16 protein-coding genes are annotated in these 20870 nt (G+C 72.0%); 10 read left to right on the top strand and 6 right to left on the bottom strand.

The window, feature by feature from the left end; all coding sequences use genetic code 11:
- Nucleotides 1-30: 30 nt before the first annotated feature.
- From OKJ99_RS24180 to OKJ99_RS24190, 3 genes are read left to right on the top strand one after another with little or no spacing between them, the layout of a single operon-like run.
- Entirely contained in the window at nucleotides 31-2112 is a 2082-nt protein-coding gene (locus OKJ99_RS24180) for a CHAT domain-containing protein (protein ID WP_326019478.1), read from the top strand.
- Complete coding sequence (locus tag OKJ99_RS24185) at nucleotides 2112-7226, top strand: hypothetical protein (protein WP_326019479.1); 5115 nt, start codon at nucleotides 2112-2114, stop codon at nucleotides 7224-7226. The genes OKJ99_RS24180 and OKJ99_RS24185 overlap by 1 nt, the downstream gene beginning before the upstream one ends.
- Nucleotides 7223-8488: a hypothetical protein gene (locus OKJ99_RS24190; RefSeq protein ID WP_326019480.1), complete on the top strand. Its 1266-nt coding sequence runs from the start codon at nucleotides 7223-7225 to the stop codon at nucleotides 8486-8488. The genes OKJ99_RS24185 and OKJ99_RS24190 overlap by 4 nt, the downstream gene beginning before the upstream one ends.
- A gap of 30 nt (nucleotides 8489-8518) precedes the next feature.
- Here OKJ99_RS24190 and OKJ99_RS24195 read toward each other — a convergent pair whose 3' ends face one another.
- Entirely contained in the window at nucleotides 8519-8917 is a 399-nt protein-coding gene (locus OKJ99_RS24195; protein WP_326019481.1) for a DUF3662 domain-containing protein, read from the bottom strand.
- Between the two features lie 238 nt (nucleotides 8918-9155).
- Here OKJ99_RS24195 and OKJ99_RS24200 point away from each other — a divergent pair, with 238 nt between their 5' ends.
- Nucleotides 9156-9893 carry a GAF domain-containing protein gene (locus tag OKJ99_RS24200; RefSeq protein ID WP_326019482.1) on the top strand — a complete coding sequence of 246 codons (738 nt, stop codon included), beginning with the start codon at nucleotides 9156-9158 and terminating at the stop codon, nucleotides 9891-9893.
- Between the two features lie 35 nt (nucleotides 9894-9928).
- Here OKJ99_RS24200 and OKJ99_RS24205 read toward each other — a convergent pair whose 3' ends face one another.
- Nucleotides 9929-10813, bottom strand: coding sequence for a SigB/SigF/SigG family RNA polymerase sigma factor (locus tag OKJ99_RS24205; protein ID WP_326019483.1), 885 nt, complete (start codon nucleotides 10811-10813; stop codon nucleotides 9929-9931).
- Nucleotides 10814-11039: 226 nt separating this feature from the next.
- Between OKJ99_RS24205 and OKJ99_RS24210 the strand changes: the two genes are divergently transcribed.
- Nucleotides 11040-11495 carry an STAS domain-containing protein gene (locus tag OKJ99_RS24210; protein ID WP_326019484.1) on the top strand — a complete coding sequence of 152 codons (456 nt, stop codon included), beginning with the start codon at nucleotides 11040-11042 and terminating at the stop codon, nucleotides 11493-11495.
- Nucleotides 11496-11543: 48 nt separating this feature from the next.
- On the opposite strand, the gene OKJ99_RS24215 is transcribed toward OKJ99_RS24210, so the two are convergent.
- Nucleotides 11544-12155, bottom strand: coding sequence for a hypothetical protein (locus OKJ99_RS24215; RefSeq protein WP_326019485.1), 612 nt, complete (start codon nucleotides 12153-12155; stop codon nucleotides 11544-11546).
- A gap of 97 nt (nucleotides 12156-12252) precedes the next feature.
- Nucleotides 12253-12843 carry a TetR/AcrR family transcriptional regulator gene (locus OKJ99_RS24220; RefSeq protein WP_326019486.1) on the bottom strand — a complete coding sequence of 197 codons (591 nt, stop codon included), beginning with the start codon at nucleotides 12841-12843 and terminating at the stop codon, nucleotides 12253-12255.
- Nucleotides 12844-12995: 152 nt separating this feature from the next.
- On the opposite strand from OKJ99_RS24220, the gene OKJ99_RS24225 reads away from it, so the two are divergent.
- From OKJ99_RS24225 to OKJ99_RS24235, 3 genes are all read left to right on the top strand, one after another.
- Nucleotides 12996-13985, top strand: a complete 990-nt coding sequence (locus OKJ99_RS24225) for an SDR family NAD(P)-dependent oxidoreductase (protein ID WP_326019487.1) — start codon at nucleotides 12996-12998, stop codon at nucleotides 13983-13985.
- A gap of 79 nt (nucleotides 13986-14064) precedes the next feature.
- A complete protein-coding gene (locus OKJ99_RS24230; RefSeq protein WP_326019488.1) occupies nucleotides 14065-14934 on the top strand; it encodes an arylamine N-acetyltransferase family protein in 870 nt (289 codons plus the stop codon).
- A 37-nt stretch (nucleotides 14935-14971) separates the two neighbouring features.
- Complete coding sequence (locus OKJ99_RS24235) at nucleotides 14972-15583, top strand: SUKH-4 family immunity protein (RefSeq protein ID WP_326019489.1); 612 nt, start codon at nucleotides 14972-14974, stop codon at nucleotides 15581-15583.
- Nucleotides 15584-15595: 12 nt separating this feature from the next.
- On the opposite strand, the gene OKJ99_RS24240 is transcribed toward OKJ99_RS24235, so the two are convergent.
- Nucleotides 15596-16606, bottom strand: coding sequence for a mechanosensitive ion channel family protein (locus OKJ99_RS24240; RefSeq protein WP_326019490.1), 1011 nt, complete (start codon nucleotides 16604-16606; stop codon nucleotides 15596-15598).
- Nucleotides 16607-16774: 168 nt separating this feature from the next.
- On the bottom strand, nucleotides 16775-18187 hold the full coding sequence (locus OKJ99_RS24245) for a GntP family permease (RefSeq protein WP_326019491.1): 1413 nt from the start codon (nucleotides 18185-18187) through the stop codon (nucleotides 16775-16777).
- Nucleotides 18188-18470: 283 nt separating this feature from the next.
- On the opposite strand from OKJ99_RS24245, the gene OKJ99_RS24250 reads away from it, so the two are divergent.
- Together OKJ99_RS24250 and OKJ99_RS24255 are read left to right on the top strand one after the other, a co-directional pair.
- Nucleotides 18471-20186 carry a sensor histidine kinase gene (locus OKJ99_RS24250; protein ID WP_326019492.1) on the top strand — a complete coding sequence of 572 codons (1716 nt, stop codon included), beginning with the start codon at nucleotides 18471-18473 and terminating at the stop codon, nucleotides 20184-20186.
- The gene (locus OKJ99_RS24255) at nucleotides 20183-20854 is read left to right on the top strand and encodes a response regulator (RefSeq protein ID WP_326019493.1); all 672 of its coding nucleotides are present in this window, start codon (nucleotides 20183-20185) and stop codon (nucleotides 20852-20854) included. Before OKJ99_RS24250 ends, OKJ99_RS24255 begins: the two co-directional genes overlap by 4 nt.
- Nucleotides 20855-20870 lie beyond the last annotated feature (16 nt).

Below are 20870 nucleotides of genomic sequence, written 5' to 3' on the forward strand. Positions count from 1 at the left end.
GCACACGGCAAGACTCTCGGGGGGCCGGCAATGACCGACGCAGTTCTTCGCATCACTGAGGAGCGGGTCCAACTCCACACGAACAGCGGCGAGTTCGAGTGGGCACTGGGCGACGAGCTGGTGGAGATCGCCCGCGATCCGGCGGGCGTCAAGGCCATGGAGTTCACCGCGGCGCTCGAATTCGGGGCGAGCCCGCAGCATCGGACCGACATCGGACTGCGCTTGTACCGAGCGGTGTTCGACGCGGCGCCCGCCGGTCGCTGGGAGGAGTTGCAGGACGAGGCGTCCGAGAAGGACCCGCTGCACGTCAGGATCGACATCGAGTGCCCCGCGCTCGCCCGGCTGCCTTGGGAGTTGATGCGCGACAAGCGGCAGACGTGGTCGCGCAACAACCGTGTGCTGCTGCGCCGCGGGCGGCGCGTCGGCATCTCCACGGAGAGCCCCCCGGAGTTGGGGCCCTTGCGGGTACTGCTGGTGGTGTGCAATCCGAGCGACCGCCGCCTCCTCGCCGACCAGGAGCTGGCGATGATCGGCGCGGCACTCACGCAGTTGCCCGGCCGGGTGCACACCGAGGTGATCGACGGTCCCAGCCTGCGTGAGCTGATCGCCGAAGTGGCCCATGTCCGCCCGCACGTACTGCACTTCATCGGTCATGGCATGCGGGCGGTCGCCGGGGACACGGGAGGGCTCCACTTCAATGCCGCGCAGCCCGTGATCGGCCCCCCGGACCCGCACTGGGAGGAGCCGGAGGAGAGTTGGACGCTCGGCCCTGAACAGATGGATCACCTCTACGCGTCCTGGAAGCCGCGGCTCGTGGTGCTCAACGCCTGCCGGCAGGCGCACGCCCCGGCGGCCGAGTTCGCGGATCTGATCGAGACATGTCTGGAGCGGGGCTCCTTGGCGGTGGTGGCCATGCAGGCCGACATCGAATCGCCGGCCGCCGCCGAGTTCTCCCACTCGCTGTACCAGGATCTGGCCGACGCCCGGTCGATCGACGCGGCCGTCACCGCGGCCCGCAACCATCTGCACATCGACGACTCGGACGGCCCCTCGTGGGCGTTGCCGGTCCTCCAGTGCGGCGTGGAGGACCCGCGCGACGTGGTGCGGGTGGAGTTCGGCCACCCGGAGCCCGCACTGACCCGGTGGAACAAGAGCTGGCCGTTCGCCGAGCTCGCGATGTTCGTGGGGCGGGCCAAGGAACGCCGTACCGGCTGGTGGGAGCATCCCGACGACGCCGACGCGGCCCCGCCGGACCGTCTCCTCGCCATCACCTCCGCACGGCAGAAGGCCGGCAAGACCTGGCTCGCGAAGTGGTGCCTGCTCACCTGCATGCTGCGCGGCGAGGACGTCACGTATGCCGACCTCGCCGACTACACGGACCGGGGCGACAGCGACGAGCCGGTGACCCTGGGCTGGCCGGCCGTGCTGCGGGCGCTGCGCGAGGCGTGCACGGACGACAAGCGGCAGCCCAACGCCATGCACGTCACGGACTTCGCCAGGTTCAACCAGGTGCTCAACCTCGCCTCGCAGGGCGGCCGGCGGTGGGCCGAGGGCATGCCGTCGCCCGCGTTCGACCTCGGCCAGCCCTTCATGGTGGACGCCGACCGGCATGCGGAGGCCCGCAGGGCCGAGATCTTCCAGGCCTTCCTGAACACCCTGCGGAACCGGGCCGTGGCCCGGCGCCGCCCTCATCTGCTGGCCATCGACAACGTCCAGAGGATCAGCGAGTCCGAATTCAGCGATGCCCTCCTGCCGTTGCTCCTGGGGCCGGTGCAGGAAGCGGGCGGCGACTTCCCGCTGCGCATTCTGACCGTGGCACCCCAGAGCTGGCCGGGGTTCCGGCATCTGCAGAAGTTCATGGAGGGCTCCCCCGTGGTCCTGACGGACCTCCAACAGCCCGACTACAAGCGGCTGGCCAGGGAGTTCTGGGAGCGCCAGCGGCACGAGAACAAGGTCCTGCGGCGCCAGCGCTTCCGGGACTTCGAGGCGCTCCTGGACGGCATGAACGGCCTGAAGGGCCATCAGCAGTCGTTCCACGTCGGGATGTACCAGCGGGTCCTGGACACGTGGCTCGCGATGGGCGACGTCGATGGCATGGAGGAGGCGGGCTGATGTCCGATCCGGACGAGCGCCTCACGGCCGCGTTCACCGAACTCGTGGGCCGACTCGGCCAGGGCGAGGCCCTGGACGACATCCGACGCGCCCTGCTGCCCCCGGAGTGGACGGACACACTCCGGGCCGCGGCCGTCGCGCGGCTCTTCGACGAGGAGACGTACGCGGTCATCCGCGGCTTCGTGGGCGGCACTCCGCCCACGCTCACGGCCCTGCTGGAGCGCGGCGCCGTGGAGGAGATTCCCGGTCAACGGATGTGCTATCAGGTCCCGGACGCGGACCGGCCCGCCTATCTGACCCCCTGGCTGGAGGAGAACACCAGCGCCGCGTACCCCAGTCAACTCATCGCACTCGAACGGCTGTTGAGCGAGCACTGGGCTGCGCGGAGCAGGCCGACCGAGCAGCTGCGACACCTGATGCTGCCCGACCCGGAGGGCGCCGCCGCACTCTTCAAGGGCCTGTTCCTCGCGAGTGACACCCAGCGTGACTTCACCCGCTGCCAGGACCTCGTCGACGTCCTGGCGGATCCGGACCGGGCCGGGATCGCGCCGCGTCCGCTGCGCAAACTGGCCGGGGACCGCGCCGGATATCTCCGCGCCCGCACGTACTGGGCCGCCGACTACGCCCGCTGCGCCCAGTTCCTGGAGCCGGACGGCCTCTGGGAGCGGGCCAGGCGGCTGCTGTCCGCGCAGGGGCCGCGCGTGTGGCAGATGCACGGCTCGGGCGGCACCGGCAAGACCATGCAGCTGCGCTGGCTGGTGTCCCGAAAGGCGGTCACCGCCGAGGCGGACATCAACTGTGCCCGGATCGACTTCGACGTCGTCGACCCGCTGAACGCGGCACACTGGCCGTGGCTGCTGCTCCTGGAGGCCGCCGAGCAGCTCGAACAGCGGTTGCCGCAGCGGGTGTTCACCGGACTCGACAAGTACGCGGCCTACCGCTCCCTGCTGCGCCGCCCCACCTCGCGCTCGGCCGCCGAGGCGGCCCGCGGCATCCGTACGCAGGACGAGAACCGGATCGGGCGCGAGGTCGTCGAGGCCTTCACCTCCCGGTTCAACAAGAGCTTCGGCACTCAGCGGCCCGTGCTCCTCGTGGTGGACACGCTGGAGGAGGTCGTCCTGCGCAGCGCCTCCCACACGGACGGGCTGCTGCGCCTCCTCGGCGAGACCGTGCGCGCCTGCCCGGCGCTGCGCCTGATCCTCTCCGGCCGCCCCGATCTGAGCATCCGGCACGGCCGGGCGCTCGCCTCGCTGGGTGACTACGAGAACGTACAGGTGGCGGAGTTCACCCTCGACGAGGCGGACCGCTATCTGCGCGACGTGCGCGATGTCCGGCACCCGGTGCTGCGGGAGGTCATGGTGCGGCGCAGCGCCGGGATGCCCTTCCACCTCGCGCTCTTCGCCGATGCCACCGACCAGAACCCGGATGTCACCGCGGAGGAGCTGGACAGCCTGCGTGACCCGCTCATCCGCTATCTCGTGAAGCGTGTGCTGCGGCGTATCGAGGACCCGGTCGTGCTGTGGCTGGTGCGGTACGGGGTGATTCCCCGGCGGCTGCGGCGCGAGCACGTCCACGACATCCTGCGGCCCCATCTGGAGAAGCGGATGACTGCCGGTCCCGCGCAGGCGGGGGACGACCCGCTGACCGACGCGCATCAACTGCACGGCGAGGGTGCGGTGTTCCCGCCCGTCCCGCCGCCGGACCGGGAACGCCTCGACGACGCCTGGGACAAGCTGCTCCAGTACGCGGGCGGCTCGTCCTGGATCAGCGAGGTCCCCGGCGACGAGGAGTGCGTGGTCTTCCACAGCGTGGTCCTCGGCCCGATGCGCGACCTGATCTCGGACAAGAACGTCTTCACCGAGCTGCACCGGGACTTCGCCCGGCGCTTCGAGCAGCGGGCGGCTGCCGCGGGCGAGGCCGATCCGGAGAACTGGGCCTGGTATTTACGCGAATCCCTCTACCACCGCTTCCAGATGCGGGACCCGCGGGCGCCGCGGCGCTGGCGCGACGCGATGGAGCGCGCCTGGGCGGGCGGGAACACCGACCAGCTGCGCGGTCTCGCGGAGGAGATCCTCGGGGACGAGTACGTGGACCGCGATGCCCCCCGCCGCGTGCGCGGCGGCACCGTCATCACGTTCTCGCTGATGGCCGAGGCCCATCTCAACATCGCCTACGCCCAGTTCCGCGAGGCCATGGCGGAGGGCACTCCTTCGGAGGCGCACGACCACGTGTGGGCCGACATCGAGCTGCATCTGACGCGGGCCGACGAGCTGTTCGCGCAGGGCGGCATCGGCGCGGAGGACCGGCCGCACTCGGTGCGTGAGGACGTCGTACGGGCCGCGATGCTGGGCCTGGGCGGGAACGCTGGGGACGCGGTGCACCTGCTCGATCAGTATGTGTTGTCCCGCGGAGAGCTGCCCGCGCTGGAGCGGCTGTGGGCGCTGACCATCCGCGCCGCGCAACTGCGCCTGCTGCGCTCCCGGGACACCGCGGCGGCGTATCACCAGGTCCTTGCCTTCGCGCGGGAGATAGGCCAGCGGAGCGTCGCGGCGACCGCCGCGGCGGCGGAGGCGGCGCAGCGCCGGCTGATGGGCGACGTCGGCCGCGCCATCGAGCTGTACGCGCAGGCCGCCGAGCTGCTGGCGGAGGCGGGGCAACCCACGTTCCCGGCCGTCGCCCAGCGGGCCGGGCTGCTGCTGCGCTGTCGGCGCGCGGAACTCGCCCTCGGTGTGCTCGAAGCGGCGCGTGTCACCACGGCGGCGGAGCAGGCGGACAAGGCGCGACTGCAGGCCAAGGCCCAGCTGCTGCTCGGCCGGGAGGAGCCGGCGCTCACCGCGATCCACCGCGCCGACGTCGCCGCGGGACAGCTTCAGGGTGCCGAGCGCTACCGGCACCTGGCACAGAACGCCCAGCTGCGCGGCGTGGCCCTCGGCGAGCTCCAGGAACTCTCCGACGCCAACGACTGGTTCACCAACGCGGCGGGGCTGTGGTCCGAGCTCGGCTATCTGACGGGCGAGCCCGAGTGCCACTACCTGTTCGCCCGTTTCCTGCTGCGCGACTGCATGGACTTCACCTCCGCCCACCGCCTCCTTGAACCCAAGGAATCCCCGGGCCAGGAACCGGAGTTCGCGCTCCGCCTGCACCTCCTCGCCCGCGAGTGGGCCAAGCGCACCCGCGGGGTGACGTCCGTCGAGGGCCTGCCCATGCCGTACGGGGAGCTGCCCGCGCTGGTGCGCCCCTTGCAGGTGCTGTGCCGCATCGCGGCGCTGACCGAGGACCAGACGCCCCGGGAGCATCTGGGGCAACTGGCGAAGGCGCTGGGCGAGGTGCGGCCCGCTCAGGCGCGCCTGGCCACCCTGCGCGACCTGGTCGACAACCCGGCCCTTGAGCACCGGGTGCCCTGGCCGCTGCTGCGACCCTTCTACGAGATGACGGACGACGGCGACAATCCCGACCAGGCGCTGGCCAGGCTCCTGATCGCGCAGGTCGGCGACGACGATCCGGCGCGGCTGAAGCGGGCGGTGGAGAGTCTCGTCGACGGGGCGGGCGAGAACCGGCTCATCGTCTGGCGGTGCGCGCGCATCGCCGCGCGCCTCGGTCACCGGAAGCTGGCCGTCCGGCTGCTTCGCCGGGTGCCGTGGGAGCAGCCCCGCCCCGCGCCGAGCGACGCGCCGCGCGTGCCGCACGCCCGGCTCTCGCTCGCCGCGCTGGTGCTGCTCGCCGGGATCGAGCCGGACCGCACCGCGGCGGTTCAGGCGTTCAACCGGGCCGTCGCGCTGGCCTCGCACACCGGCATCGTCCAGCACAGTCTGCCGATGACGCTGACCGAGTGCGCGCGGCGCGTCCAGGTCGACGGCGTGCCCGAGCGGGTCAAGGACCTGCTGCTCAGCCTGAGTTGGCCGGTGATGCGCGATACGGACCGCCAGGACGATCTGCGCCTCTTCCAGGACTGGCCGGGCGAGCGGACGCTGGCGCTGCGCCGGCGCCCGGACATCGACCCGGTGGACGACGAGGCCTCGCCGCACCCGGCGAAGCTGGCGGCCTGGCACGCCGACGAGTGGCTGCTGCGTGCCGCCCTGAGCAAATCCGCGCTGCGCCGGCTGCGGTTCGCCCGGCTCGAGTCCGAGGACCCGACGGCACACGCGCTGCCCTGGGAGATGACGCTGCAACACGCGCTGGACGCCACGGGCGACGACGAGCAGCCGGTGATGTACCGCACGCTGCCCTCCGCGGCCCGCCGCATCGACGTGCGCTGGCTACAGCTGCGCATGAACCGGCAACTCGGCGTGAAACTCGACGTGGACGGCCTCGTGGGCCCGGAGACCCGCAAGGCGCTGAGCCGCGTCCAGCCCGGTGATCCGACGCCGGGTTGGCCGCTCGTCAGCCCGGAGACACGGCGCGCGCTGCAACGGGACGAGACACGCGAGCCGGGCCCGCGCCAGGTCCTGGTGTTCAGCACGAAGCAGGAGGAGCGGGTGGTGCCTCTGTCGTACTGGCAGCGCCGCCTCCACCCCCAGCAGCGCCGCTTCCCGGTCAAGCTGGTCGTGGTGGACTCGGTGCCCGATCTCACCAAGCGTCTGACGTCGCCCCCGGACGGCACCGACGTCCTGCACATCGCCGCCCCGCTGCGGCAGCGCGACGGCATGCCGTATCTCGAGTTCTCGCCGCCCGGCCACGCCCTCCGCCTCGAGAGCAAGTCCCGCGGCTCGGACCTCTTCCCGAGCCAACTGTCGCGCTGGCTGGCCGGGTTCGCGCCGGGGAGCACGCCGCTGGTCGTGCTCGAACCGCCGTGCCCCGGTTCGGAGGTGGACCTCCATGTGCAACTGGCGCTGCGCAACCTCTTCGCGGCGCAGCTGTTCCGGCTCGGGGACTGCCCCGCGATCGTGTGCACGGGCCTGTTCCCGGACAGCGGCCTGGAACACATGGTCACCTTCTACCGGGCGCTGTCCGACGAGGCCTCCGTGGCACACGCGGTGCGCGGCATGCGCACGGCGATCGGCGTCGGAGGGGAGGACCGGGGCACCACCTTCGAGACCAACGAGGACGCGCTGCGGGCGACGGCTCTGTACGCGGCGTCCTCCGCGCTGCTGCGCTGCCCGATGGGCCAGTCGTGACAGCGCCGGCAGAGCTGGAGTCGCTGCTCGACGGGCTGGGCGACGAACTGACCGCCTGGCGCAGGCTCACGGTCGGCGAGAGGGCCCCACTGGAGAAGCACCACAGTCAACTCCGGTCCGTGGAAGGGATGTTGAGCGAGGGCATCGCGGCGGCGCGCGCCGAGCTCGCCGCCGGTTCCGGAGCGGCGGCGCTGCCCGTACTGGTCCTGGATCTGCACCACGTCTGGGACTACTTCCGCTCGAAGTTCGCCCTGCGCAGGCTCGACGAGTACCGCGGCTACCTCGACGCCGCGGACGAGCTCGCGTGGGCGTGCTACGAGGGTCCGCTGAGGGCGGCACTCGGGACCGGGGGCAGCACGCGGCCCAAGGAACCACCACTCGTGTCGTTCAGCCGGGATCCGGCGCCGCGTGCGCACCGGCGCGGGGGTCAGTACCGCGATCTGTTGCCGCGCGGCGGCATGCACACGCGCGCGGGTGTCCAGCTGGTGCGCAGTCTGCCGTTCCCGGTCATCGACGTGCCCTGGTACTACGGCTCGCATGTGCCCGCCGTGCTCACCGTCGCGCATGAGGTCGGCCATCACATCGAGGACGACTTCGGCCTCACGGAGACGATCACCACGCGCCTCGCGGGGACGTCGCTGCCCGAGGCGTGGATCGGCGAGGTGTTCGCGGATGTGTGCGCGAGCCTGGCCTGCGGAGTGGCGTACCCCGCAATCCTCTCGGATGTCCTGGGCACGCTGGGCCCTGAACCGGAGGAAGAGATACGGGAGTTGTCGTCACACCCTCCACTCGACACCCGCCTCCGGATCTGCCGCGCCACCCTCGACCTCGCCGGTCACGAGCCCCCGAAGACATGGCCCGCGCCGCTCGCCGAGGCCCTGGCGGAGCGAACCGACACCTCCTCGGCGAAGGTGGCAGCCGCCCTCCTCGACGACGGCTACCCGCAATTCGCCGACCGCCGCCTGCCGGACCTGCTCCCCTCGGCGCCGGCCGGCCGACTGCACGCCGACCGTTTCCTCGCGGGGATGCCGTCCGGCCTCCCCCGCGTCCCTAGTGTGTTCGCCGCGGCGGCACTGGCGTTCCTGACCTGCCCGGCCGAATACCGGGCCCGCCGCGTCGGCGCCCGCGCGGTGTCCGAAGCACTCGCGCTACGCCCCGAGGGACCGCGCGGCGAACGCCCGGGTACGGCGGGGAGCGCAGAGCGGGACACGGCAACAGGAGACCAACTCCTGTGGGCGCTACGAGCGGCAGGGACGAAGTAGAGGCCGGACCTGTTCGCCACGCCTGACCGCTCACTCGCCCCGGCGTTGCGCCGTGAGGGGTGCGATGCGGCCGTGGACACGGAAGCGGCCGAGGGTGCTGCTCGTCGAGGGCTCCAGGTGGACGGCCACGGGGCCGGCGAAGGTGTATCCCGACTCCGCGGCGTGGCGGCGCACCTGAACGGCCAGGTGGCGGCCCAACTCCCCACCGTGTTCGGAGAGTTGGTGGTGGACCGGTGGGGGCAGTTCGACGACGAAGGCGTTGGGGACCAGTACCCGCCGCCGTCCCAGGATCAGCGCCTGGTCGTCGCACTGCCGGCGCAGTATCGACACCACCTCGCCCCGCTTGCGCCGGGGCGGGAGCAGCCGGGCCCACATCGTGTCGGTCCAGCGTTCCATCGTCCGTTCCACGTCTTCGACCAGTCTCATCATGTTCGGCTGCCCGCCGTCGGGAGCTGGACACTCGTCCGATGGAGTGGCCCACCACCGTCACCCGCACGCAAGTACGAGCCTGCCGGGACCGAGTGGCCACTTCGAAAGTTCGGATGCGTGAGATCGGTGTACGAGTGGTAGACGGACTCCCACCGCTTCGTCACGGCGAGCAGGTCCCGCCGGATCGGAGGTAGCTCACCGGACGGGCAGTGGCCCGTCCGGAAGGGATGTGATGTGCATGTTGGAGGAAGATCCGTCGATCGTTCATGAGGTGTCGCTCGCGGCGGCCGTGGGGCGGCGTGCCCTGCCGATACGGCTGTGCACGGCGTTCGCCCGGTCACTGGGCGCGCAGCACACGACGATGTCCCTGTTCCCCTCCCTCGAGCAGTGGCAGTTGCTGTACGCCAGTGACGAGGGTGCCTTGCGGGCCGAGGCCGCCCAGTTCGCGCACGCCGACGGACCCTCGGTCAGCGCCGCACTGGAGGCGCGGACCGTGTTCGTCCCCGAGGTGCACGGCCACGACAGCCGGTCGCACACACCGAGCTGGTCCGACGATCTGCCCGGGGTGCGACACGTCCTGGCGCTGGCACTGCACCGCGAGTCCCGGCCGGTCGGTGTGATCTGCCTCTACTTCACCCGCCCCACCCACCTGCCCGCGGTACGCATCGCCGAGGCCGAACGGGCCGCCGCGCTCGCGCGCGAGGAACTGCTGCGCTGGCGCCCCGCACACGCGGACCCCGCGGGCCACCGGCCGGTCTGGGCCACCGACACCCGCGCGGCCCGCTGGGAACGGATCCACCGGGCCGCCGGTTACGTGGCCGCGCGCGAGGAATGCGCCGTCGGTGACGCGCTGGCGTGGCTGCAGGCGACCAGCACGCGTCAGCGGCAATCCCTGCTGGACACCTGCGACCTGGTCCTGCAACCCGCCGGGGCGCGGCCGGGCACACACCGGGCGGTGCCCGCCCAGATGTCCTGAGCCCCCGCCCCGTGGGCGGGCCCGCCGCGCTCTGCCTACTCGCCGAGCCGCGCCCGGAGCCGGTCCAGGACACGCGTGAGGAGGCGGGAGACCTGCATCTGCGAGACGCCCAGTTCGCGTCCGATCTCGGCCTGTGTCATCTCGTCGACGAACCGCAGGGCGAGGAGTGTGCGCTCCCGCCGCGAGAGGTCGGAGATCAGGGGCTTGAGGGCCTGGAGGTTCTCGGCCTTGGCCAACTCCGGGTCGTGGCAGCCGATGTGGTCGGCCAGTGTGTCGTCGGCGTCGGTGTCGGCCGACCAGTCCAGCGAGGCGGCGGTGCAGCCGTTGGAGGCGGTCAGCCCCTCGGCGACCTCGTCCTCGTCCAGGCCGAGGTGGGCGGCGAGTTCGGCGACGGTGGGCGCGTGGCCGTTGGCCTGCTCGAGGCGGGTGTTCGCCCGGTCGAGGTGCTGGCTGAGCTCCTGCAACCTGCGGGGAACGTGGACGGCCCAGGTGGTGTCGCGGAAGAAGCGCTTGATCTCGCCCAGGACGGTGGGCAGGGCGAAGCTGGTGAACTCCGCTCCCCGGCACAGGTCGAAGCGGTCGATGGCCTTGATCAGGCCGATCGTGCCGACCTGCACGACGTCCTCGTAGGAGTCGGGACGAGCCCGGAGCCGCCGCGCGGCGTAGTGCACGAGGTTCAGGTTGAGCTCGACGAGGTTGTTGCGTACGTAGGCGTACTCATGGGTGCCCTCCTCGAGTTCACCAAGCCGGGCGAACAGCGACTTGGACAGCTCGCGGATGTCTGCCGCCGTGAGCCCGCCCGTGTCGGAGAGTGACCGAAGGCCCGGCGCGTCGACCGCCGGGGCCGCGTCGCCGAGGCCGGTGGTATGTCGTTCGGTCACATCAGGACGCTGGATCGCCGGGCTGTCGGCCTGGGGCATCTTCGTCGCTCCCTCGTACAGAAGGCACTCCCCCGTCGGGAGTGCGGCGTGCACGGGCTCATACCCACCACCCCCCGTTACACACCTGTAACTTGACGCTCCGTCATACGTGTGGCGCAGCTCTACGGAAAGACTGCGCTCATTGATGTACTTCTGCGCGTACGGGGGAAAGTCCGGGGCAGCCGAAGAAGACACCGTCGTATCCATACGACTTACAGGAGGCGCCATGACCACACAGGCCGGCCGCCTGTCCGTCACCGAGCTGGCGCGGTGCGAGCACTGTGCGGTCCTGCGCGTGAGCGGAGAACTCGACCAGAACTGCGAGCAGTTCTTCCTCCGGACGATCGGGACGCGGGTCCTGGCCGGGCACCGGCACCTGGTGCTGGACGTGACGGCACTCACGTTCTGCGACTCGCGCGGCCTCAACTGCCTGCTCGCCGCCCGCTGGCTGCTGCAACGTCGCGAGGGACTGCTTCTGTTGGCCGGCCCCGGACGCCGCCTGACCGATCTGCTCATCCAGACCGCCAGCCATGAACTGCTGCCGAGCTACCCCACCGTGAGCGGGGCCCTGGAGACGCTGCCCCGGCACCACCGCCCTCTCTGGCCTCCCTCCCTCCGTGGCAGCGCGGGCGCCGACACCCCACCGGCCGCCTGCGCGGCGGACGGGGACACGGGCCGCTGAGCCCGCCCCGGCGGGCAGTCGACCGCACGGCCCGCCGGGTCCCCGCGGTCAGGCCGCGGCGGGCACCTCGCAGGGGCAGGGGAGGTACGCGAGGCCGAGTTCGCCGTCGACGGCGCGGCTGGTGCGGGTGGCGGCGTCGGCGACCTTCTCCCACGAGCCGTACTTGGCGTGGAGCTGGTCGGCGGTGGGGCCCAGGGGGTTCCCGTACTTCACGATGTTGCGCGCTTCGAGGACCCGGACCTCCTCCGGTGTCATCCCGGCCCGGGTGATCTCCTTGGCGTCGTTGCGCATGTCGACCATGCGGCGGGCGATCTCCTCGGGGCTCCGCCCCTCGGCGCGCATCGTGCACCGCACGTGGTCCATGTCGCCGATGAGGTCGAGGTACCGCATCCGGATGTCGCGCTGCCCCACCCGCTCGTCGGGGGTGGAGCGGCGGATCTCGCACACCACGGGTTCCGGGCTCGTACACGCGCCGACGGCGGGCGGCTCCTGGGACAGCGGGGCCACGACGGCCGGGCCGCCGCAGGAGGAGTCGGCGCAGTGGGCGGCCGACGCGGCGGGCGCGGTGACGAGGGTGGCGGACAGGGCGGTGGTCAGCGCGGCGGCGGCGACCAGAGCGGCCCGCTGCACGAGCCGGGCGGAGGTGAGGCGCAGGATCATGCCGTCAGTCTTCGGCGCGGGCTCCGTCCCGAGCGGGCGGCGCGCCCACGGGTCACACCAGCGGGCGAGAGAGGACGCCCCGCCGCACCGTGCCGCTTCAGCTCGACCGCTGAAGCCCCCGTAGGAGCAGGTCGATCAGCCGGCGCGGATCGTAGTCGGTGTCACTTTCGTGGCCGATGCAGAGGTTGCCGATGCCGCGCAGGAGTTCGTAGGGCCGCGTCCCGGGCCGGATCTCACCGGCCTCGACGGCCGCGTCGAGCAGGTGCTCGGCGACGGGCATCAGACGATCGATGAAGTACGAGTGCAGCGCGGCGAAACCGCTGCTGTCCGGCTCCAGCGTGTTGGCCAGGCCGTGCTTGGTGACCAGGAAGTCCACGAACAGGTCGACCCACGCGCGCAGCGCCTCGAACGGGGACCCGGCCTCCGCCAGCAGCCGCGGGCCCGCCTCCGCGCACTCCTCGACCTGGTGGCGGAAGACCGCGACCACGAGCTCCGCGCGGGTCGGGAAGTGCCGGTAGATCGTGCCCATGCCGACTCCGGCCTCGGCGGCGATCTGCCGCACCGGCGCGTCGACGCCGGAGGTCACGAACACCTGGGCGGCCGCGGCGAGCAGCTTCTCCTGGTTGCGCGCCGCGTCGGCCCGCTTGCCGCGGCCCACTCCCCCGACCTGGCCTTCCGTGGTTTCCACGCTTTCCTCCCGAGGACGGTCCTTCGAAGGGAACCCTACTGCGCTTGCCGAAACGGAACGTTGCTCCGTAAGCTAAACGGAGCAACGTTCCGGAAAGTGCGCGGCGGCCCGATCGGGGCCGACACGCGCCGCACCGCGAGAGGACATGCCTCATGACCACCGAACAGCGGCCCATCGGCTCCGGATTCACGCCCGCGTCGACGGCGGACGACGTCCTCGCCGACACCGACCTGACCGGCAAGTACGCCGTCGTCACCGGCGGCCACGCCGGGATCGGACGGGAGGTCACCCGCGCGCTCGCCGCCAGGGGCGCCTCGGTCACCGTCGCCGCCCGTGACCCGCGGCGCGCGGCGGACGCACTGGCCTCGGCCGGTGTCGAAGGGGCGGAGACCGGACGTCTGGACCTGGCCGACCCGGCCTCCGTCACCGCCTTCGCCGACCGGTGGAACGCCACCGGCCGCCCCCTGCACATCCTCGTCAACTGCGCCGGCGTGGCCGCCCCCGCGACCCGCGAAGTCGAGGGACGCGGCTACGAGCTGCAGTTCGCCGTCAACCACCTGGGCCACTTCCAGCTCACGCTCGACCTGCTGCCCGCCCTGCGCGCCGCCCACGGGGCCCGCGTCGTCAACGTGAGTTCCGGCGCGCACCGCATGTCCGGCATCCGCTGGGACGACGTCAACTTCGAGGCGGGCGACTACAGTCCGGGCCTCGCGTACGCGCAGTCGAAGTGCGCCAACGTCCTGTTCGGCGTCGCACTCGACCACCGCCACGCCGCCGACGGCATCCGCGCGTACTCCGCCCACCCCGGCGTCGTCGTCGGCACCGCGCTGAACAGCGCGGCGGGCGAGGAGGCCCTGCGCGCCGAGGGCCTGATCGACGAGCAGGGCCGACCGGTCATCGACCCCGCCCGCGGGAAGAAGACGGCCGCGCAGGGCGCGGCGACGATCGTGTTCGGCGCCGCGCATCCGGCGCTCGCGAACGTCGGTGGCGTCTACCTCAAGGACAGCGACATCGCACCGTTGGACGACGAGGAGCGGCCGCTGACCGCCGACAGCATCCCGGCCGACGCCATGTCCCACTCCCTCGACCCCGACTCCGCGCGGCGACTGTGGGAGCTGAGCGAGCGGATGCTGAAGGTGTGAGCCGCCCCGGGCGCGACTCGGCGGCGGTCCGGGGGCGCCGTCCGGAATAGCCGCCGAGTCCGCCGGGGTTGACCCCCACATGTGGAGCAGCGAGCAACTCGACCTGGACGCCTATCTCGCCCGCCTCGGGTACGAGGGGGACCGTGCGCCCACCCTTGGGACACTGCGGGCCCTGCAGCGCGCGCATGTGCTGACCTTGCGGTGGGACACGTACGACTCGTTCCTGTACCGCGAAGTGCGGATCGACGTGCCCTCGGTCCAGGACAAGCTGGTGAGCAGGGGCCGCGGCGGTTACTGCTACGAACACACCGTGCTGTTCGCCGCCGCGCTGGAGGCGCTCGGCTTCCGTTTCACCGCCGTCTCCGCGCGGGTGCAGCTCGGCGCGGACTCCAGCACGCCCCGCCCGCCGACGCACGCGATGCTGATCGTGGACGTGGGCGGCGGGCGGTGGCTGGTCGACATCGGCTTCGGCGCCAGCCCGTTGGAGCCCATCGAGTTGGTCGACGGCGCTCGCAGCGAAGGCGGTCCGTGGCCGTACCTGCTGCGGCGGCAGGTCATCACCCACGGTTCGTCGGGCTGGGCGGTGCACCAGCGTGGGGACGGTCCGGAGGGGCCGGAGGGCTGGACGGTGCGGCAGGTCTTCACCGAGAACCCGCAGTACCCCGTCGACTACGCGGTCGGGAACCACTTCGTGTCCACGCACGAGCGCTCACCCTTCGTCACCCGCCCGTACATCCAGCGCCTGCGCACGGACCGGTACGACACACTCGACGCGCTGGCCTGGACGACCCACCGACCGGGGCAGGATCCGGTGACGGAGACCGTGCCACCGCGCGAGGTGCCCAAGCTGCTCGACGACGTCTTCGACATCCGCATGGACCCCGAGGAGGCCGCTCTCCTGGTGACCCGGCTGACGGAGCTCGACGCCACCCGGAACCCGGCCACGTAGTCCCGCATCACCCGAGAGTTCGGAGCCGGTTCCCGCAATGCTCTTCGACATCACCCGCGGCGTCCTCGCCGACATCTTCGGCGAGGACCGCCTCGCGACCCTGCCCGCCACGGCCTTCCCGCCGTCCGTCGCGGACACCGAGGGCGCAGGCCTCCTGCGGACCGTGGGCGCCCCCACCGGGACGCTCCTGCTCTATGAGCCCTCGGCGGAATCCGGCGCACTGTCGCTCGTCCGGGACATCGCCGACACCGAGGACTTCGAGGACGCTCCGCCGGGCGCGGGCAGCTGGCCCGTCATCGGCTGGCTGCTCAACGCACACCTCGCCCTCGACCCCGATTCCGGCCAGGTGTACGCGGTCGACGCCGACGAGGAGACCGTGCAGGCACTCCACACCGATGTCTCCTCGCTCATCCACGTGACCGTCCAACTCCAGCGTCTGCTGGAGGAGTTCACGTTCGGCGACGAGGACGAGGAGGCCGGGTTCGAGCGTCTGGAGCGCGAGGTCGAGCGCATCCGCGAAGAGACGGGCGGCGTCGACCCGCTCCCGTTCCGGCACGACGAGACCGTCTGGTCGGTGATCGGCGAGGAGATCGCCATGGGCCAGCGCTTCACCGGCGACTCACCGGGAGCGCGCTCGCTCCACGGGTGACGTCGGTACCGCTCAGCGCGGCACCGGGACGTCCGCGCGGTCGTCCTGCGCATCGATGTCCTTGCCGCCCCGCACCCACACCGCGCGCTGCGGGAAGGGCAGTTCGATGCCGGCCGCGTCGAGGGCCTCCTTGGCCCGGCGGCGCAGCTCACGCGTGACGGCCCACTGCTTCAGCGGCGCCGTCTTCACGACGAGCCGCACCACGATGCCGTCGGCCTCGATGGACTGCACACCCCACACCGACGGGTCCTCCAGCAGGACACCCTTGTAGTCGTGGTCCGAGCGCAGCGACATGCCGGTCTCTTCCAGTACGGCGAAGACCTTCTCCAGGTTGGAGTCGTACGCCACCGACACGTCGAGCACCGCGCGGGCCCACTCCTGACTGTCGTTGCGTACGCGCATGATCTCGCCGTTGCGGATGTGCCACAGGCCGCCGTTGAGGTCGCGGACCTGGGTGAGGCGGAGGCCGACGTGCTCGACCTCGCCGACGGCCTCGCCGAGGTCGACCGAGTCACCGACGCCGTACTGGTCCTCGATCATGATGAGCATCCCGGCCAGATAGTCGGCGACGAGGCTCTGCGCGCCGAAGCCGATCGCCAGACCCACCACCCCGGCGCTGGCGAGCAGCGGGCCGAGCGCGATGCCGATCTGGTCGAGGATCATGGCCAGGCCCATGACGGAGACGACGATGGTCACGATGCTGCTGAGCACCGAGCCGATGGTGCGCGCCCGCTGTTCGCGCCGCTCCTGCGCACGGGAGGCGTCGCGCTGCAGGACGGCGGGGCCGCGGGTGGTGCGTCGCGGCTCGCTGTCGTGCTCGTTGGCCTGAAGGACCCTGTTCACGGTCCGCGATATCGCCCGCTGGGCGAGCGCGCGCACCAGCACGGCGCCGAGAACGATCAGGAGGATCCGGAGCGGAACGCCGACGAACGTGCCGAGGTTGTCCCGCAGCCACTCGGGGGCGCTGGTCACCGGGTTCTCGCTGCTGAGGGGATACGACGTGAACGCGTCAAGGGATGACACGGGGGAAGCTCCGTTCCGTGGCGGGACAGGGAAGTGCCCGAGGAAGTACTCGGCGCCCGAACCTATTTACCGCTCTCCGCCGAGGTCAAAGCGGCGGAGAGGGATGTGTGGAGCCTTCACGTGTCCCGACGGGACCTTCGCATCCTCGTCACCGCGTCAGGCCACGCGTCAGGCCAGCAGTGACAGCAGCAGTGTCATCAGCAGTCCGCAGACACTCACCAGTGTCTGGATGACGGTGTGGGACTTGGTGGCCTGGCCGAGTGTCATCCCGAAGGACTCCTTGACCAGCCAGAATCCCGCGTGGTTCACGTAGTTGAGGCCCACCGAACCGGCGCCGATGGCGACCACGAGCAGCGAGGTGGTCAGGCTCGACTGCGTGGCGGCCATCGGGGCGAGGACCCCGGTGGCGGCGACGATGCCCACCGTCGCGGAGCCCGTGGAGAACGACAGCAGCAGCGCCAACAGCCAGCCCAGGACGAGTACGTTGAGGTGTGCCCCGGAGGCGGCCGACTCCACGGCCTTGCCGATGCCGGAGTCCTCGAGGACCTGGTTGAACGCGCCGCCGCCCGCGATGATCAGCAGGATGCCGGCCACGGAGCGCAGACTCTCGCCCAGGGAGCCGCGGATCGCCTCACCGCCCACCCCGCTGGGCAGCGCCACGACGAACAGCGCGAAGAGCAGGCCGAAGAACATCGCGACGACCGGCGAACCGGTCAGGGCGAGGGTGTGCCGCAGCCCCTCGGGCAGCGCGGGCACCAGGTCGGCGACGGTGTTCAGGAGCATCAGGACGACGGGGACCAGGACCGCGGCGACGGCCCAGCCGGTGGGCACCCCGCGGCGCGGGCGGGCGGGCTCCGTGGTGTCTGCCGGGGTGCCCGCGTCGGCGGCGCGCTCACCGGTGAACTGGGCGACGAGCGTGCGGTCCGGCCGGACGTCGAGGCGCGGCGCGATCCACCGGCCGTAGACGGGGCCCGCGAGGATGACCGTGGGTATCGCACACACCAGGCCGACACCGATGGTCAGGCCGAGGTTGGCGTGCAGACCGCTCACGCCGATCAGCGGTCCCGGGTGCGGGGGCACCATGCCGTGCAGGGTGCACAAGGCGGCGATCGCCGGGGTCGCGAGGGCCACGTAGGGGGAGCCCTTGACGCCGTGGTCGTCGCGCAGCCGCTGCGCGACGCTGAAGATCAGCGGCAGCAGGACGATCAGCCCGACCTCGAAGAACATCGGGATGCCGATGACGAAGGCCGCGCCGGCCATGTACCACGGCAGCGATCTGGGACCGGCCCGGTCGACGATGAGCCGGGCGATGCGGTCGGTGGCTCCGGAGTCGGACAGCAGCCGGCCCAGCATCGCTCCGAAGGCGAGGGTGACACCGACGTCGCCGAGGATGGACCCGGCGCCCGTCTCCAGGGACTCGGCGATCTTCTCCGCGGGTTCCCCGGCGGCAACGGCCGCGGCGAGCGAGACCAGCGTCAGGGCCAGGAAGGGGTGCAGGCGAAGGCGCGAGTTGATCAGTGCGATCAGCGCGACGATGGACAGGACCAGGATGGCCAGGAGTCCCCAGGTGTGCGTGGTCACCGGCGGCCTCCGCGAGTGCTGTCGCGCAGGCCGTCCCGGGCCTCTGCGGTCGGTGGCGTCATGGGGTAACTCCTGGTCAAAGCGCATCGGGCAGGGTGGGCCGACGAACGCGTACGGGGTCGGCCGGGGGAAGATCCGGGCGAACCTATCCCGCGCCGATCGGCGCCGAACAGGTTGCGCGCGCAAGCCGCGAAACCCGCCTTGCGCGGGTTGTGCTCATTGAGTGCACGCTCGGGACGGGGCCCCCGACCATCCCGTGAGAGGCGGCGGATACCGTCGCGACGTGAGGTTCTCCAGGTCCATGCGGTGGCGCAGGCGGCGCCTGCGGCTGCGCAGCCAGGTACTGCTGCTGCAGAGCGCGGTCGTCGCGCTCGCCCTCACCGCCGCCTTCGGGGCCTTCGCATACGTCAACGATCAGCACGTCGAGCGCGAGTACCAGCTGCGGGCGCTGGGGGTGGCCCGCACCGTCGCCGCGAATCCGGTGGTCCGTGCGCAGGCGGCCCACTACTCCGTGTCCGGCGACGGGCACCGCGGGGCCCGCGCGGAGCAGGACGTCGCCGCGCTCGCCGAGGGACCGGTGCAGGCTCTCGCGCAGGCCGCCAGGGCCCGTACCGGATCGCTGTTCGTCGTGGTCACGGACGACCGCGGCATCCGCATCGCCCACCCGCAGAAGAGCCAGCTCGGGCGGATGGTGAGCACCGACCCGTCGCGTGCGCTGGCCGGGCACGAGGTGCTGGATCACGACCGCGCACACCTTGGTGAGGAGATCGTGGCGAAGGTCCCCGTCTACGCCCCGCACAGCCGTCGTGTGGTGGGCGAGGCGAACGCGGGCGTCGCCGCGAGCCACGTGCACGACCAGGTGGTCCGCGTCCTGCTGGTCGGTCTGACCTGCCTGGCGGTGGCGCTGCTCGTGGGCGTGCTGGCCTCCGCCGCGCTCGCCCGGCGGTGGCGACGGCTGACCCTCGGCCTGGAGCCGGAGGAGCTCGTCGGCCTCGTCCAGGAGCAGGAGGCGGTGCTGCACGGCATCGGCGACGGGGTGCTGGCGCTCGACGCGCGGGAGCGGGTGACGGTCGTGAACGACGAGGCGCGGCGGCTGCTCGCGGTGGACGGCCCGCTGGGCGCCCCGGTGGCCGAATGGGGCCTGAACCCACGGGTGTTGGCGGTGGCCCGCGCGGCCCGGCCGGACGGCGGTGGCGGTGAGCCGGTGGTGACCGCGGCGGGCGACCGGGTCCTCGTGGTGTCGGCGCGGCGGGTGCGCAGGGCCGACCGGGACCTGGGCACGCTCGTCACCGTCAAGGACCGCACCGACGTCGAGTCGCTGACCCGGCAGCTGGACGCGGTGCAGGCGATGAGTTCGGCGCTGCGTGCCCAGCGCCACGAGTTCAGCAACCGGCTGCACGTGGTGGCCGGCCTGGTCCACGGCGGTCATCTGACTCAGGCAGCCCGCTACCTGGAGGAACTCCTCGGCACGGGCTCGGCGTCGGTCTCCCTGCCCGGCCTGGACACGGTGGACGACGCGTACCTGCGCACCTTCCTGCGCGCGAAGGCGGCCCAGGCGCGGGAGCAGGGCGTGCACCTGACGCTCGGCGAGGGCACCTGGGTCGACTCCCCCGTCACCGAGCCGGTCGATGTCACCACCGTCCTCGGCAATCTCCTCGACAACGCCGTGCACGCCGCGGGCGACAGCGGTCGCGCGGCATGTCAGGTGGAGGTGGAACTGATGGCGCACGGAACGACACTCGTGATCACGGTGGCGGACAGCGGCGACGGCGTCCCGGCCGCGCGCGCCGAGGACATCTTCGAGGAGGGTGTCTCGTCCAAGGAGGACACCTCGACGCCCGGCGGCCGGGGTGTCGGCCTTGCGCTGGTGCGGCAGATCGCACGGGGCAGGGGCGGGGAGGTCGACCTGGTGACACCGGGCGGCCCGGACAACGACGAGGATCCCGGCGGCGCCGTGTTCGTGGCACGGCTGCCGGGCGTACTGGGGGAGACGCGGTGAGCGAAAGGACCACGCTGTCGGTGCTGGTGGTGGACGACGACTTCCACGTGGCGGGCCTGCACGCCTCCCACGTGGCGCAGGCCCCCGGATTCACGGTGGTGGCCACGGCGCAGTCGGCCGAGCAGGCGCGCGAGGTCGTACGGGAGCAGGTGGTCGACCTGGCTCTGGTGGACGTGTACCTCCCGGACGGCTCCGGCGTGGACCTGGTCCGTGAACTGCCGTGCGACTGCTTCGTGTTGAGCGCGGCGACGGAGGGGCGGACCGTGCGGGCGGCGCTGTCGGCCGGCGCGCTGGCCTACCTGGCGAAGCCGTTCCCGCCGCAGCGCCTGATCGACCGTCTGCGCGGCTATGCCCGCTACCGCCGTGCGTTGGACTCGGCGCACGTCGACCAGGACACGATCGACGAGGCGGTGGCCACGCTCTCCGCGCCCGCACCGCGCCGCGACCGCCCCACCGGCGCGCACGCCGCCACCCGCCAACTGGTGCTGGCCACCGTCCGGCAGACCGCCGACGCCGTCTCCGCCGCCGAGGTGGGCCGGTCCATCGGCATCTCCCGCGCCACGGCGCAGCGTCACCTCGCCGGACTGTGCACGGACGGCCTGCTGCGCATGCGGCTGCGGTACGGGGCCACGGGGCGGCCCGAGCAGGAGTACCGACCGGCGGGTTGAAGGGTGGCTTCGGCCG

Source organism: Streptomyces endophyticus (genome assembly GCF_035798155.1).
Classification (GTDB): Bacteria; Actinomycetota; Actinomycetes; order Streptomycetales; family Streptomycetaceae; genus Streptomyces; species Streptomyces endophyticus.